The organism is Stieleria marina, assembly GCA_007741555.1.
Taxonomy (GTDB): Bacteria; Planctomycetota; Planctomycetia; order Pirellulales; family Pirellulaceae; genus K23-9.
In genome coordinates this window covers 6,402,905-6,418,202 of record CP036526.1, presented here as the reverse complement: position 1 = coordinate 6,418,202, position 15,298 = coordinate 6,402,905, and the positions used below count along the sequence as shown (strand labels likewise).

Sequence of the window (15,298 nt, the reverse complement as noted above, 5' to 3'; positions counted from 1 at the left end):
TGTTCGAGTCGTAGTTCTGATTTGGAGACGTCGGCTGGCTTAGTAGACGTACATGAATTCGTTGGCGTTGAAGAGCAACAGACACAGGTCGGCCAGCGCGCGTGTCTGTGGCGATACAGTGTCGGGTTTTGCATCGGGCACGTAGTTTTCAAAAACCGGCAACCACTCTTCGTATGTGAACTCCTTGCCGGTGAACTCTTCGACCAAAGATCGCGTGATCTTGGTCGGGTAAGCCACCGGATCAGGCTTATTCTGTTTGTGGTAAGTGGCCATCTCGGCAACGTACTCTGAAAGACGTTTCCGTTCTCCATCATTCGCTTCACGACCAAGCGTCAATTCAAACGCACGCGAGATTTGTTCATCCACGCCCTTCGCTTCCGCCTCGACTCGCTTCGCAAGTGCAATCGATCGATCGGACATTAAATCGCTATTGAAAAGCGTGAACGCTTGAGGCGACACCGCAGCGGCGTCCCGAAAATCACACGAATCGTTTGGATTGGGCTTGTTCAGAACTTCCAAAAACGGATCTGCCTGACCACGGACACGGTAGGCATAAATCGAACGACGGTTTCGTTCCTCCGGAGTTCGCGAAGGCTGCTGGGCCGGAGCGATCGAAAACTGAATCATCCGAGGCTCCAAGGCGACTTCCATATTGATCTCGGGAACGATCGGCAAACCACCGAGCTCGCGATTCAATTCGCCGGTGACCGACAGCATTCCGTCACGGTATTCTTCGGCCGACAAACGTCGTGGCATGAAACGGGCCAAAAGGCTATTTTCAGAATCGACTGCATCAAGCTGTTCTTGATTGGGATGCACCACGCCGCGACGATACGCGTCGGACATCATGATTAGCTTGTGCATGCGTTTCATTTTCCAACCGCCTGCCAAAAACTGTTGCGTCATCCAATCCAATAGTTCCAAATGGGTCGGGTTCGCACCTTTGACACCAAAATTATTGGCCGTCCGCACAATCCCTTTGCCAAAGTGGTACTGCCAAATCCGATTCACCATCGAACGTGCGGTCAGCGGGTTGTCGGGATGAGCAATCCAGTTGGCCAGTTGCAAACGACGCCCATCGATGTCAGTCGTAATGGCGAACGGATCGTCGGAGGGAGCACCAGGAACAGGCAATCCACATCCGCTCAAGACACCCGGCGTGACGGGATCGCCTTTTGCCATGTAGGATCCGCCCAGAAAGATGACTGACTCAGGATGCCAGTTCTTGTCGCCCGGCTTCGCCTTCTTAGGCTTGCGAAGTTTTCGATCGTTCTGGTTCGAATCGGCTCCGTTGTACACGCTCTGCGCGAGCGGCTGAACGCGTTCTTTACGTCGCTCCCAGATCCAGGTGTCTTGCTCCCGCACTTTCAATTGACCTTGCTCTGTTTCGGTCAGCCCAACGTGCCGCATTGGCTTTTTGTCTTCCGGATCGTTCTTACGCTCTTCATTGTTTTTGTAAGGCAGATTGTTTTCCTTGTACCACTTCTTCGCGGCTGACTCACGTTTTTCGTGTAATGCGTTGCGACGCGAATGCGAATAGTCCCACAGCTTGTTGACCAGTTCTTTGGTCTCTGCAAATCGATTTCGATTCTCACTGGGCAGAAATTCGGCAGGCATCTCAGCAGGCTGTGTTGCCGAAATGGAAGCGTACATCCGGTAGTAATCTTGCGTCGGAATCGGATCAAACTTGTGATCGTGGCATTTACAACATCGCATCGGCATCGACAAAAACGACTGCCCGATCGAATGCACCACATCGTCCCGGTACAATTGACGCGCTTCGGCAGCAGGGATCATCGCGGTTCCCCACGCCCCCATTCTTAGGAACCCCGTCGCTATAGTGGCTTCGGGGTCTCCGGGATTCAGTTCGTCGCCCGCAATTTGTTCTTTGACAAACAGGTCATAAGGTTTGTCGTTATTGAGCGATCGAATCACGTAATCGCGATAACGCCATGCATTGGACCGTTCGTAGTCATTCGAAAAACCCGTCGTGTCGGCATAGCGAGCCACGTCCAACCAATGCTGTCCCCAGCGTTCGCCGTAGTGATCACTTTCCAACAAACGATCGATCAGATCGCTCCAGGCCTGATCAGAATTCTTTTCCCACGCAGCCAAAAACTCTTTCTGTTCTTGTGGCGTCGGTGGCAGGCCGATCACGTCATACGATGCACGGCGGAGCAATTGCTCGGGGGACGCAAAGGGAGCGGGATCGATCCCAGCATCGGCCAACTTTGCGTTGACAAAGCCATCGACCGAATCGTGATCGAATGTTTTTTGAACGCTACGAAAGGCCCATACATCTTCTTTTTGGTATCGGCGATACGTCCACTCATCGGCCAACCCACCGCTCGTCGACACCAACACGCCATCATCGTTTTCAGCAACGGACCATTCAGCCTTTTTGATTTTCGACTGCTCCTCTTCGCTGGGCCACGGCGCGCCGACTTCGATCCAATGGCGGATCATTTTCGTTTGCTCTTCCGTCAGGCGATCGTTCTCTTTGGGCGGCATTTCCATTCCGTCCCACATGATGGCTTCATAGAACGGACTCTCGTCGGGCTTGCCAGGAATAATCGCGGGCTCGTCGGATTCGCCCCCCGCCAATAGGACTTCGCGATTCCGGACGTCATAGTCACCTTTGATGTCGTTGGGGTCCGCTCCGTGGCAGCCCAAGCACTTCTCTTTCAACAGAGGCAAGATCTTTAGCGTAAAGAGTTTTGCTTCTTTGACGTCCTCGGTCGTTGTCTGTTCAGCCATCGATTGCGAGGCAAGCACGACACAGCCAACGATCAACGTCGACGCGAGGGTAGTTTTGAAAAAGCGATTCATTAGTTCTTCAACATTCAAAGGTAGTTAATGTCGTTTCGGATTCGGATCGATCAACGATCAACTTACGGCCTGCCGTGTTCATACATCTGGGCGATCTCTTCAGGCGAAAGTGCCGCCTTAAAAATCGCAAGTTCGTCCAAACTGCCGTTCAAGTTACGAACGGCAAAATGGTCATCTTCTTTCGTAGGCATCGACCAGTTCCCAATCGACGCCATCCCGATTCGCGTAGTTTCGACCAATTGAAAATCGGGAATCGTTTCTTGATGGATTTGTTTGCCATTCAGATAGTGAATTGTTTGTTTGGCATCGACGTCGTACGTCGTTGCCAGGTGCAACCACCGTCCACTCAGCGAAGGATTCCAGAACGGAGGTGACAGCACTTTTTTGTGCTCAGGACCCGAGACCGATTCAGCCGCTCGGACCGAAAAGAACAACTGCCCCGTATCAAGGATCTGCCAGTGCGGTTCACCTTTTTGATAACTGTCGGTCAAGAACAACGAATTGTACCAGCGATCCAAGCTGTCGATTTTAACCCAAACAGCAAACGTCAACGAACGAAATTCGCCAGGGACATTCACTCTAACGCGGTCACCGGGCTGCTTGAATTCCAAAGAATCTTTATCACGCCATCGTCCCGCAATCCGGCTGGCTCCGACAATGGCTCCGTCGTATTCGGACGCGGCCAGTTCGCCTTTGGACGGCTCCGCCTTGTTCAACAATTTTCGATTCCAAGGCTGCGTTTCGTCCATGGCGTAATAGGCAATCAGTCGCGAATCTTTTCGCAGCTTCCGCGAATACGCCAACCACCTTTGATATCGCTGCGCCGTCTGACCGCGAGCCTGAGTATCCAGGCTGGCGAGATCGACAAACTGATCGGGTGTTGCTGCCAAATGGCTTAGTTGTTCGTTGTCTCGCTGAATCGCCTGACCGGCAGTAAGCAGCTGTTTTTCGGCGCCCGAGCGATGCAGTTCCACTTCACCATCAAAAACCTGAACATCGGCACCTTTGTCCGTGACAGCCAACCCAAACTCAGTTCCCAAGTCGACGACTTTCATGTCATCTACGTCAATCTCAAACCCGCGCGCCGCCGGGGGCACGGTGGCACGCAATCGGCCACGAAGAAATTTCGCCGACGTCGACGAAATCAGCTCCATCTGGGCGGGACCTTCCAAGACGACCGTTGCACCGCAGAAAAACTCAATCTGCGCATAGCCTGACTGCAAACTGACCGCGCCAGGTTTCAGGGCGGTGCCAATTTCAAGATTCGGCGTCGTGTCGTCCCATTTGGCATCGACCAAACGAGTCACCATGGCGATGCCCGATGCAGTGGCCTCCGCATTTCGTGCCTGGGAGGGAAAGTCGGTCGCCGATTGAGTTTGCTCCGCGGCCATTCGAAGCTTTGCCAATTGCCCGCCCCACTCCAGGTAAGCCCAGCGTGTTGCCAACAGGCACAAACCAACTCCGGCGGCAAGAGTCAGCAACGACTTCCATCGCAAAGCCAGACGTGGCTTTGGCCGGTTTGTAGGTTGAACCGGCGTGCTGTCTGGCTGCGGATCAGGCTGACTGGCAACCAATCCGATCGACGCATCGTCGCCTATGGGCATGCCGCCCGAAGCGGATTCCAACTGCATTGCAGCGGACAACATCTGCCATTGCAGGAACTGTTTTCGCGCCTCTTCGCTCTCTCGCAATTTGGATCGCAACAACTCACGCTGTTGCTCGCTGATCGAACCGCTTTCCAGTTCGATCAACAGTTCGTCGAGTGTTTGGTCGTTAGCCATCATTATGCTTCTCCCTCCATGCGGCGGACAACGCAGTCTCGCAATTTCTGACGCAACCGAAGCAAGGTCACCTTTACATCACTCACGCCGCGATCAAAGACTTCGGCGACTTGTTTGATCGACGCCGATTTGAAATAGCGAGTTTGAATCATGTCGCGATGCTTGGGCGGCATTTCCGACAAACATCGACGCATTGCTGCTTGCAGTGAATCCATTTGCCGCGACTGAGCTTCGGCTTCCGCTGACATCATTTCAACCAATTCTTGATCCAGCACACACCGACTGCGGCCAAGATCACGGACATGGGCAAGCACTTGCATTCGCGCGATCCCAAACGCCCAAGGCAAAAAAGCAGCCGACGGGTCGAATTGATCCTTCTTTCGCCAGAGCACCAGATTGGTTTCCTGAACCACGTCGGATGCCGACGTATGGTCTCCCAGCATCGAATAGACGTAACCGTAGATCCGATTTTGATGTTCGGCAATGAATTGCACGAATCGCTCGGTGTCAGACGGTGATGACATGAACAGCAGTGTTGATAAACGGGACGATCATCCGGCGGAAACCCCGCGGCAACCAGCATTTACCGCCAATTAGCAATGGGTTACAGAAAACCGATTGCTTTTTCGTATTAATCCATCAGGCAGCCCGATCGGCTGCGATATTTGTACGGCGTAACGCCAATATGCTTGCGAAAATGCTGTGTAAACGCACTCTGATCGCAAAAACCGACTTGGATCGCAATGTCCGCGATCGACTTGTCACCGTTCAGGAGCGCGTCGCAGGAAGCTTGGATGCGAGTCTTGATCAAGAAATTCTGCACGCTGATCCCAAACACTTCTACAAATCGTCGATTGAGTTGCCGAGTCGAAATTCCCGCTAGATCGGCTAGATCAGGAACTTTGATGCGGTCTCCATAGTGTTCGCGAATGTAGTCGACCACTCGGATCACGGCCGCGTACGGAATGACCTGCTGCTTATTATGTTCGTAATTCTGAACCGTCCCCATCACTCCGATGACCTGGCCGTCGGACGCAAAAACGGGATGCTTCTGCGTCATAAACATTTCCAGCATCCGCTGGTCGTTGTACCAAAGCTCCAGATGATTGATCAGCGGCTGGCCAGACGCGATCACTGCTTGGTCATCACGTATGAAGTTCTCGGCAACATGCCGCGGAAAAAAGTCAAAGTCAGTCTTGCCGATGATGTCATCGGGATTTTCCATCCCAAGGCGATTCAGCAACGGCCGACTGCCAAGGATCATTCGGCTCTCAATGTCTTTGACGAAAAAATACACCCGAGGGATATTGTCAAACAGAAGATAAAACTGATGCCGCGAACCAAGCCGGCGCAAGAAAGTGTCACGCAATTCAGGTTGGCTCGTCCTCATTGATGCAGCCTCGGCGGGTGAGTCGAAGGGTAAAGTTGGAATGGACACGTCGAACAATCAGGAGCGCCCAATCACAAGGAGTCAGCGCAAACAAGGGCGTCCTGAACCCTTCAATGTATCATCCAGATTACTTGCATGTGAAAACACTTTCCAGACGCACGACGAAGTTGAGTAAATCAAGTTCAGCAGCAAACGCCGCTGTCTGAAATTGGACGATTCCTATCTAGTCTTGCCTGATGCAATAGAGATTCTGATCGGAGCGAATCAGCAATGACGGGCCCACCAGAGCGGGCGTTGCATTGAACATCTCGCCATCAGCGCCGAGTTTGTTGACCGCGATCTGCTTGTATTCTGGCGAAGCTGCCAGCACCAAGACACCGGCGTCGCGAGTCGTCAAAAACAGTTTTTCGCCATCGCTGACAACCGAAGCGTACACGCGACTGCGAGTTGGCATCCGCTCGCGAAACATCATTTCGCCATCACTGGCACGCAAGCACAAGGCGATTGATTTGTCGTGAGACCAATAAAGATGTCCGTCTAACAACACAGGACTGGTCACATTGGCCCCCAGCGAAGCGTCCCACACTTGATGCGATTCGCTGACATCACCGCGACCACCTGCTTTGACAACAAACGTTTTGTTGCTACGCCCCCCACTGCAGTACAACGTCTCGCCGTCTGCGACAACGCATGGCACGACGTAGTCCTCGATGGCATCACATGACCAAAGCCGCGAACCCGTTTGGGGATCCAATCCTAGGATCGCTTCTTTTTGATTGACGACCAACTCCGTGTTGCCGGCACTTAACGTGACCAAGGTCGGTGTCGTCCAGGCCTTGGTGATTTCGCCGGTTCGCCAGCGCACTACGCCCGTCGACTTTTCGATTCCGTAGACCGCACCGTCTTCGATCGACGCATTGATTATCACAAGGTCATCCCAAAGCACTGGGCTTGCGGCAGCACCAAATCCAGCCGTTTTAGTTCCGACGCTTCGGCGCCAAAGCTGTTGACCTTCGTGAGAAAACGCGACCAACCCTGACGGCCCAAAGAACGCGTACACGTTTTCACTGTCGACGCAGGCGGTTGGCGAAGCGTAGCCGTGATCGACCACGCGCTTCGATGCGTTCTGCTCTTCCGCTGACGGGTCGACCTGACGATCCCAGAGGATTTTTCCATCGGCGAGCGAAAGACAAATCACATGCAACTTCAAATCGGCTCGGTCACCCGGCTCTTCTGCACTCAGTCCGTACCCGGAAAATGCCGTCAAGAAAACCTTGTCACCCCAAACGACGGGACTGCTGGATCCTTTCCCCGGCAACTTCGTTTTCCAAGCAAGGTTCTCTGAGTCGCTCCATACCGACGGAATATTTTCGCCGCCAATCCCGCTTCCGGCCTGACCGCGAAACCGCGTCCATTCTTGAGCGACAGCCTGGCAAGCCAGCAGTTCTACTAGCAAAAACAACGGGACGACAATGAGCGTTTGCGCAATGAATGAACGTGGATTCATCGGAGATCCAAATGAGTTGGTAGAAAGAATCGGGCACCTACCATTCGCGTCTGAGTCAAAAAACACGATTGGGGTGTTCATCATAAGCATTGATCGCCGGTACCCCGAAAGGGGAGCCCTCAGGCGGAGGCGAGGCCGCTCCCGACGCTTTCTTCCCCCGCAAACACCTTGACCAAAGGATGGCCTCGATGAGGGCCTAGACGGCGAACATTCCCAGCAAACGCCCTCCAATCCCCAAAACTGACCCTCTCCAGCTTACGGAAAGGTCACTGGAGCACCAAAGAAATATTGACTTTTGCAGTGATTTTGATACTTTGAAAGGCCCGGCAAAAATAGACATCGTGGGCGCATTTGCCCCTCTGTCATAGTACCCCGCCACCATTCCCACCCACCATGCAATTGGCCAAGCGTCAACCGTTTTACGGTGTCACTTGGTTGTCGCAGCGTCACTCTGTGCGACCCCATTCAATGTCGTCAGCGCGTCGCAAATCCATTCACCCACAGATTCGAATGTCTCGCCTTCTTGCGACGCTTTGGACTAAACGATGGTTGCCCACACCATCCGTTCAAATCGGTCTTCGCGCACTTGCAGCGTTAGCTATCACGATCATCGCAAATGCGACCAGTGTGTCGGCCCAAGAACCTCTTGATATCCAGCCGCCGCAAATCCCTGAAGAATTTTTAGAAGCCGAACGCGCTGCGATACAGCCCTCCATCATTCGACCTGCAAACAAAGAACCCGAAAACCAATTCGGTGCAGGCAAGCACCTAAGTCCTGGTACGGTTCGATTTTCATTCGACGGCACTCCCTGGCGCGATGTGATTAGCTGGATCGCGGATGAAGCTCAACTGGCACTGCACGTGAGCGATGTTCCCAACGGCAGTTTTACCTATTCCGACCAAAGTGCGTTTACGTACCAACAGGCAGTGGACCGCATCAATTTGTTTCTGCTGCCACAGGGTTTCACATTAGTTCGCAGCGGCAAGTTGCTGACGGTCATCAACCTGTCCGATCCGCGCAGCATGCAACAACTGGAATCAATCGCTCAGTTGGTCACGGTCGAGCAGCTCGCGACGCGAGAAAATCACGATGTGATCAAATGCATATTCCCACTTGGTGAAATCGAAGCGGAAGACGCCGTGGAAGAACTGAGCGCGCTGAACTTGATGACGACGCCTGCCGTGTTTTCCAAAACCAACCAGCTGATGATCACCGACACCGCTGGTCGGCTCAAAAACGTCAAAGCCATCTTGGATGCGTTTAGCCCGGCCGGAATGGAGAACGGGACAGTCGTCAAAACGTTTAGCCTGCAGCACGTCGAGGCCGAAGACATTCTGCTGGTCGCTCGCCCTCACATGGGCATGGCAACCGGTGAGATGATTGGAATCGACGTCAGCCTGTCAGCTGACTTAGAAGGCAAGAACATTTTTGTCACGGGTGTCGAAGACAAAGTCAAGCTACTGGAGAACCTAGTCGCGTCGTTGGACAAACCCAAAAAGACGATGACCAACAGTGGTGACAACGTTTTGAAAGCTCACGTTGTCGAAGGTGGCAATGTCCAAACGGTCTACAACGTTTTGCTAACTCTATTGGCCGACAAAGAAGTCCGACTATCGATTGACGAAGAAGCCGGCAGTGTCGTCGCCTTGGCCACTCCGTTGGTGCAAAAAGAAATCGAAGCCACCGTCGAACAGTTGAAAGCGTCCGCGGCAGATTTCGAGGTCATCCCACTCAAAACCGTTGATCCCTACTTTGTGATCAGCCTGCTGGAAGAAATGCTGGACCTTCCCGATGCTCTGACTGACGCAAAAGACATCGACCCTGACACACCCAAAATTGATGCCGATCCTGGCAACATGCGTTTGTTTGTACGTGCCAAACGTCCGCAAATCGAACAGATCAAAAAGATCGTCGCTGGCTTGGACGCACCAATCGCGGCGACAGATGATCAAAGTGACATGCGGATCCTGCCTCTGAAGGGCGAAGAAGCCGAGCGAACGTTGGTGACCGCTTCCAAATTTTGGCGAGGTGCGAACTCCGTCATCATGTACCGCTCCAACGATGACGCTCGCGGCACCGTCACGGAACGAACGCTGGTGGACGAAGAACCCAAGCAACCCACCTCCAACGTGCAACTGGCTGCGATCGACCTGCGAAACCAGCGTGTTCTGACGTCCAACGCTAGCAGCAAAGCAGCCGCTATCCGTTGCCAGGTCACATCGCGTGGGCTACTGGTTCAATCCGACGACATCAGTGCTCTCGATCGATTCGAGGAACACTTGCGAACAATCGCGGGACCTGTCGAATCGCTGCCGTCCGCTCCGGTCGTCTATTACTTGAAATACACTCGATCCGACGATGCACTGCGGATGTTGGCCGAGCTACTCGACGGTGGCGAATCGGCTCGCGAAGGCGAAGCCGGGACGCTTGTCAATGGCTTCGTTTCGGCCAGTTCGATGGGCAGCTTCCTGGGCAGCTTTGTAACAAACCGCGATGGCACGACCACCATGATGTCGGGCTCGATCACTGTGGTTGCTGACTCCCGGCTGAACCGGCTGATAGCACAAGGCACCAGCAGCGACATTGAGTTGATCGAAGGCTATTTGAAGATCCTGGATAAGGACAACAGCATCATCGACATCGAAACTCACGGCACGACGCGGGTCATCGAACTCGTCAACACGCGTGCAAGCGAAGTCGCCGATGTGATTCGGCAAGCCTACGGCAATCGCATCCTGGCGACTTCCGGTCAGCCAGGACAACCGGCCGGTGGAAAAGCTGGCAGCGCCGATCAACAGCGCGAAGCGGCTGCGGCGGCCAAAGCAGCGGCAGCCAAGACAGCATCGAAGGACAAGAAAGGCACCGACAAAAACGCCGCGAGCGGTCGAAGTGGAGCGAAAGATTTAGAACCCAAAATGACGCTCGCCGTCCACGATCCCAGCAATTCGTTGATCGTGACGGCTCCCGATGCTCTGTATGCTCAGGTCGAAAAACTTGCCCGCGCGATCGACGAACGTGGCGAACAAGCAATCGAAGTCATCACACCGGTCAATGGCGAAGTTTTTGAATCGGTGCTTCAGCAATTGCTGCTCGGCGAAGATTCTCAGCGAAGCTCTCGTTCGGCTTCGCGCACCAGTTCACGTAGTCGAAGCGATCGGTAACCTAGCATGCACAATAGACATCTGCCGCTCGGTATTCTATTTGCCGCTGCGTTTGCTGTTTGCACCGCGTCAGCGCAATCCGGACTGCGTCAATCGCTGGAACGATTGGACACTGATCAAGACGGCGAAATCGACCGCGAAGAAATCACGCCCCTTGCACGTCCGTGGCTGGAACGTGTCGCCAAGTCGAGGCGAATGTCTATCGATCGCGAATATGGCATCGACAAATGGCAAGAAGCAGCACGCGTCTATCACGCGATTCAGAACGGAGTCTCGGGCGAACGTGTCAGACCAGACTATGTCCCGCCTGTCCGAAGTTTCGGCCCGGAAGACGACGTGCCGCTCGTGCCTGAATTCGGCTTGGCGGAAATCAAGTTCCCATACACCCCGGATGATTTGGAAGAAGCCGACGAATGCCTGCAGCGATGCGACAGGAATCACGACGGTTTTGTCGATCGAATCGAGGCGCGTCGCGGAAGATGGACACACCGCGACCCATTTGCCGAAGACTACGACAAAGACAATCGACTCAGCCGCATGGAGCTGGCACAACGCTATGCCCGGCGCCGGCTACTCGAAGGAGCTTCCGACGAATTGATTCAACGAGCCCGAAGGGTTGGAAATGGAATTGAGTCGTCGACTCCGAAGCGTGAACAACGCTCCAGCCGGTCTTCTTATTGGCGAAACGGTGGCAGTCGTACTTATCTCACGGCGTCTGTCTTGAGTCGATTTGATGCCAACAAGAATGGACGACTGGAGTCGACCGAAGTTACTTCGCTAGGAATTCCTTCCGGAAGTATCGATGCGGATCGAAACGGCGAATTGACGCGAGACGAACTGCAAGCTTATTTCGGTGAGTTGCAGGATCAGATCGGCGACACGTCAGAGATGATTCCGGGGTGGTTTTACGAATTGGATGCGAATCGTAATAGCCAAATTGAAATGCTGGAGTTCACCGACGAGTGGACCAACGAAAAAGCCAATGAATTCGCTTCGTACGACAGCAACGGCGATGGAATTTTGACTTCCACGGAAGTTCTTACTTCCCGGGCGCTCGTCGGTGGCAACTACCGCAACACCGAAGCCGAAGTGCTTCCGCCTCGCAAAACCGTCATCTCTGAAATCGAGGTCACCGAAGATTATCTGATCGGCGATTTGAATGTGCAGCTGTCAGTCACTCACACTTACGTGGGTTATCTTGACGGATATCTAACGGGCCCCGACGGGCAAAGGATCGAGCTTTTCACGGCGGTTGGATCCAACGACGACCATTTCGACAACACCGTGTTCGACGACCAAGCCAGCGTTCCGATCACCAAAACACGCCCACCGTTCAAGGGAACGTTTCAGCCTGAGGCGTTGGTCAAAAAGCAGCCCAGCCTTTCCTCGTTTAACGGCAAGAACGTCAAAGGCGTGTGGCAGTTGGTGATCCGGTGCAGCCGAAGCGAACGATTCGGCATGCTGCATAGCTGGGGATTAGTCGTGACTCCGCAGAGCGACCTAATGGATGCCGCACTGCCACCGCAGGCAAATGCAACAGGGCCAGAGGTGGCAGCCGCCGTACAACCGCCGGCAAATGCGGCAGCGGAAACGCAACCGATGGAGCGCCAAGCCGAAGCGGAGCAGCGCAAAACCGAGGTCCGCGTTCGGCAAGCAGCGGGTTGGCAACAACAAATCGAAAAGCGTCTCGAAAGCGCTGACCTAGGAGACGAAGAGCGTCAGATATTGGCGAAAAAACTTCAGGACATCGAGAGATATAAGGAGCATCTCTCCCAGGGCGGCAGTCGTGAAGAATTCAAACGCAGCGCCGACGGCGGCAAAATCAAACTGAACAACGGCGAGAAAAAACTTCTCAAGCAGGCTCGTCGCAATTAGCCCCTCGTGCTGATCTCATTGCACGAAAGCAGCCTCGACCGCAGCGCGAATTTCTGGTTCAAAACCGCTGCTCCAAACTTCGCGGCCGCGCGAGCTTAAATGGCAATGATCGTCAAACATTGTCTCTCCGGGTATCCCGTGCGGCTCAGCAGCCATCACCAAAGACTCGATATCGACTAGCGGCACAGACAGGTTGGTCGCGAGACCGCGGAGAATGTTATTTTCGAGACAACTACTTTGGTGGCGTCCAACAGTGCCCACCAAAATCTCCTTCGCCAATTCGTTTCCTTGGTCCACGGCCCCCGTTTCCCACAACTTGTAAACGTCCTCGTAACGCTTCGCTGACTCTTGAGGCAAATATGGCCGGGCTAGATTGGACGGCACGGTTCCCAGTACGACCGGCACGTCCTGTTCTTTGGCCATCTGCAGTATCAGCGTGACGTTGTGCTCATAAGTCTTCATGCGTTTTTTTACGTCGTCCTCGGTGAACTGGTACGACCATGCACGAGCAAAGTTGGATTCGCTGACCGGCTCTTCACACGCCAGGACACGCTGGTTGTGCTCTTTCTCTAGCTGGCTCAAATCGTAATCGGCTTTGCGATCTCGAACGAATCGGATGAACGCAGAACGAGAAATCACCCGATCGAAAGCAAGACGTTCGATCGACGATAGGTTCAGTTGTTCGATCTCTTCAAATTCGTTGTGTCCTGTATAGAGCAGGAGTAGATCTGGAGAATACTCCAGCATTTCGCGAAAGACGATCACTAACCGATGGCTGCCGTAAGCGAAGCCGCCGCAATTGATGATTTCGATTTGATCAAACTGATTCGCGTAGTCGCAGGTGAGCTTCTTTTCCAAGGCCCGAAACTCTGGTTCCAAATAGTTGACGGACGATCCCCCCAACGCAACGATGCGAAACGTGCCATCTGGTTTGGGAGTCTGAAAACGCTGCCGCACAAAGCTAACCCGTTTCGCGGGATCCGTCTCCAGCATCCCAGGCCGCCGAACCATCGACCGAAAGACGCGGCTATCGGCGTTGAACCCCAGTCCAAAATCCACGTGCCGCGGCGGGCGGAAATGTTCGACCGTTCGGAACCCCAGTTCGACCACTGAAAAGAACGCCACGACTACCAACGCGGCAAACGCGATTTTTTTTCGAACAGGCAGTCGAGATTTCTTTTGATTCGTCACGCCAAGATTAGTGCCGCAAAGGGAGATCGAACTTGCTGGCCGAACGCGCCGAGAAAGAACGCATTCAGTTCTGTGGAATTCGAATTATAGATCTCAGCGGGCACACAATGTGGCCGGCAAAGACAACCAGCCCACCAGGAAAAAGGACCCGCAAATTGCGTCCCAGCCGCATAAACCCGGGGTTCACGGCAATCCTTGCGGATTTGGGAAATTGGATTTGCGCACAAAAAACCGGAGGTCAGCATCTCTGCCTCCCTCCGGTTCGCCTGGTTTTGCTACACAGCTTGCGTCACGTCCATCTCCTTAGCCAGACGCTTTCGTGCGACGTGCAGACGTCGCTTGATCGTTCCGACGGGCGCGTCGAATTCGACACTCATCTGGATCAGCGATTGTCCTCGCAAGTAAAACGCCTTGAGCGTTTCTTGATCCAGTTCACCCAATCGATCGATGCTGTCCCGCACAGCTGCAGCCTGCTCGCGATCTTGAGCCTCCTGGTCGGGAGTTCCATCCGCCAAACAAGTAGCTTCCAAAGTTTCCGGATCGCAAGCGATCGCAGATCGAGTTCGCGTCATGCGGTTGATCGCCATGCGGTGCACAATTCGACGCAACCAGCCACCGAACGCTTCGGGCACTCGCAGTTGGTCGATCTTTTGCATCGCTTGGATGAACACGTCTTGCGCTAGCTCTTCTGCTTCATCAGCATTGCGAACGCGACGCATTGCCAAAGCGACGATACCAGGTCGGTACCGCTCGAATAGCAATCCGAACGCATCTCGATCGCCAGCTTGTGCAGCGCGAACCAGATCGGCAACCGTTAGTGTCAAAGCAGCAGTGTCTTGAGTTTGCAAAGTAGTCATGATTTCGTTTCCTTCCGATGACCGGCCGTTGGCTTTTTTTCCAAAGCGAGGTGTGGCGATCATTTGGTCTGGCAAGTGACCGAATCGTCTCGGTCTGCCAATGGTTGCTTTCAGTAATCAGGATGCCGCCGAAGAAACGAAACATTGCTAGGAGGCTGCGTTGCTAAGCTTGCGAAAAGACGACGCGAACCGGGCTCAAAGAGAGACCTGGATCGGTCGCGAAGTTTTTCGCTCGGCAAAACAACAAGCCAGAATGCAATCCGGTGGATGGCTGGTTTGCTGAAACAAACGAACCGACCGAGTCGATCTTGGAGGATGGGGTTCGCTGAAATGGTTTTGCAGGAGTCGGACGATTCACAAGGAATCAAACGCATCGCGGCAATGAACTTTTCAGCTTGGACAGCCAACTACCAAAGGCACGAGGGTTTTCTCTTTGCTTTGGGAGGCAGGCCGTAGGAAGGGCGACAGCGTTACGCTGCTGCATTTCCCGCGGGACAAAGTGCTGGCACCAAATTAAATTGATGCAGCAAATGGCCACGTTTTATGCCGTGCTGGCATCGTGTCCCTCTGGTATCCAGCCGGAGTGACGGATCACTCATCGAGCTCGATAAACTCAGATAGGAACGCGAATAACACGACATCCCCAACGGCATCCGCATTCGCCAGAATGAGAGGCAAAATACGGGAGCGAACGTTTCGACGCGGG

The 15,298-nt window shown here is 53.8% G+C and carries 9 protein-coding genes; 2 read left to right on the top strand and 7 right to left on the bottom strand.

Translation table 11 applies throughout. The annotated features are described in order from the left end of the window. Nucleotides 1–39 precede the first annotated feature (39 nt). From K239x_RS22820 to K239x_RS22800, 5 genes are all read right to left on the bottom strand, one after another. The gene (locus K239x_RS22820) at nt 40–2,829 is read right to left on the bottom strand and encodes a PSD1 and planctomycete cytochrome C domain-containing protein (protein ID WP_145420662.1); all 2,790 of its coding nucleotides are present in this window, start codon (nt 2,827–2,829) and stop codon (nt 40–42) included. A gap of 62 nt (nt 2,830–2,891) precedes the next feature. After that, nucleotides 2,892–4,613, bottom strand: a complete 1,722-nt coding sequence (locus K239x_RS22815; RefSeq protein ID WP_419189293.1) for a LamG-like jellyroll fold domain-containing protein — start codon at nt 4,611–4,613, stop codon at nt 2,892–2,894. Next, entirely contained in the window at nt 4,613–5,134 is a 522-nt protein-coding gene (locus tag K239x_RS22810; protein WP_145420661.1) for a sigma-70 family RNA polymerase sigma factor, read from the bottom strand. Before K239x_RS22810 ends, K239x_RS22815 begins: the two co-directional genes overlap by 1 nt. Before the next feature lie 107 nt (nt 5,135–5,241). Next, nucleotides 5,242–6,000 carry an AraC family transcriptional regulator gene (locus K239x_RS22805; RefSeq protein ID WP_145420660.1) on the bottom strand — a complete coding sequence of 253 codons (759 nt, stop codon included), beginning with the start codon at nt 5,998–6,000 and terminating at the stop codon, nt 5,242–5,244. 223 nt (nt 6,001–6,223) lie between these two features. After that, nucleotides 6,224–7,507: an outer membrane protein assembly factor BamB family protein gene (locus K239x_RS22800; RefSeq protein WP_145420659.1), complete on the bottom strand. Its 1,284-nt coding sequence runs from the start codon at nt 7,505–7,507 to the stop codon at nt 6,224–6,226. A 510-nt stretch (nt 7,508–8,017) separates the two neighbouring features. On the opposite strand from K239x_RS22800, the gene K239x_RS22795 reads away from it, so the two are divergent. Beyond that, nucleotides 8,018–10,669: a secretin N-terminal domain-containing protein gene (locus K239x_RS22795; protein ID WP_145420658.1), complete on the top strand. Its 2,652-nt coding sequence runs from the start codon at nt 8,018–8,020 to the stop codon at nt 10,667–10,669. A gap of 6 nt (nt 10,670–10,675) precedes the next feature. Beyond that, on the top strand, nt 10,676–12,544 hold the full coding sequence (locus tag K239x_RS22790; RefSeq protein WP_145420657.1) for a proprotein convertase P-domain-containing protein: 1,869 nt from the start codon (nt 10,676–10,678) through the stop codon (nt 12,542–12,544). Nucleotides 12,545–12,559: 15 nt separating this feature from the next. On the opposite strand, the gene K239x_RS22785 is transcribed toward K239x_RS22790, so the two are convergent. Then, nucleotides 12,560–13,735 (bottom strand): SGNH/GDSL hydrolase family protein, encoded by a 1,176-nt coding sequence (locus tag K239x_RS22785; RefSeq protein ID WP_419189292.1) that lies wholly within the window; start codon nt 13,733–13,735, stop codon nt 12,560–12,562. Nucleotides 13,736–14,010: 275 nt separating this feature from the next. Continuing rightward, a complete protein-coding gene (locus K239x_RS22780; protein WP_145420655.1) occupies nt 14,011–14,592 on the bottom strand; it encodes an RNA polymerase sigma factor in 582 nt (193 codons plus the stop codon). Nucleotides 14,593–15,298: the final 706 nt, after the last annotated feature.

Bases quoted from the DNA above. Each gene is read 5' to 3' on its own strand.
- K239x_RS22820 (WP_145420662.1), bottom strand. From the start codon at position 2,829: ATGAATCGCTTTTTCAAAACTACCCTCGCGTCGACGTTGATCGTTGGC.
- K239x_RS22815 (WP_419189293.1), bottom strand. From the start codon at position 4,613: ATGATGGCTAACGACCAAACACTCGACGAACTGTTGATCGAACTGGAA.
- K239x_RS22810 (WP_145420661.1), bottom strand. From the start codon at position 5,134: ATGTCATCACCGTCTGACACCGAGCGATTCGTGCAATTCATTGCCGAA.
- K239x_RS22805 (WP_145420660.1), bottom strand. From the start codon at position 6,000: ATGAGGACGAGCCAACCTGAATTGCGTGACACTTTCTTGCGCCGGCTT.
- K239x_RS22800 (WP_145420659.1), bottom strand. From the start codon at position 7,507: ATGAATCCACGTTCATTCATTGCGCAAACGCTCATTGTCGTCCCGTTG.
- K239x_RS22795 (WP_145420658.1), top strand. From the start codon at position 8,018: ATGTCTCGCCTTCTTGCGACGCTTTGGACTAAACGATGGTTGCCCACA.
- K239x_RS22790 (WP_145420657.1), top strand. From the start codon at position 10,676: ATGCACAATAGACATCTGCCGCTCGGTATTCTATTTGCCGCTGCGTTT.
- K239x_RS22780 (WP_145420655.1), bottom strand. From the start codon at position 14,592: ATGACTACTTTGCAAACTCAAGACACTGCTGCTTTGACACTAACGGTT.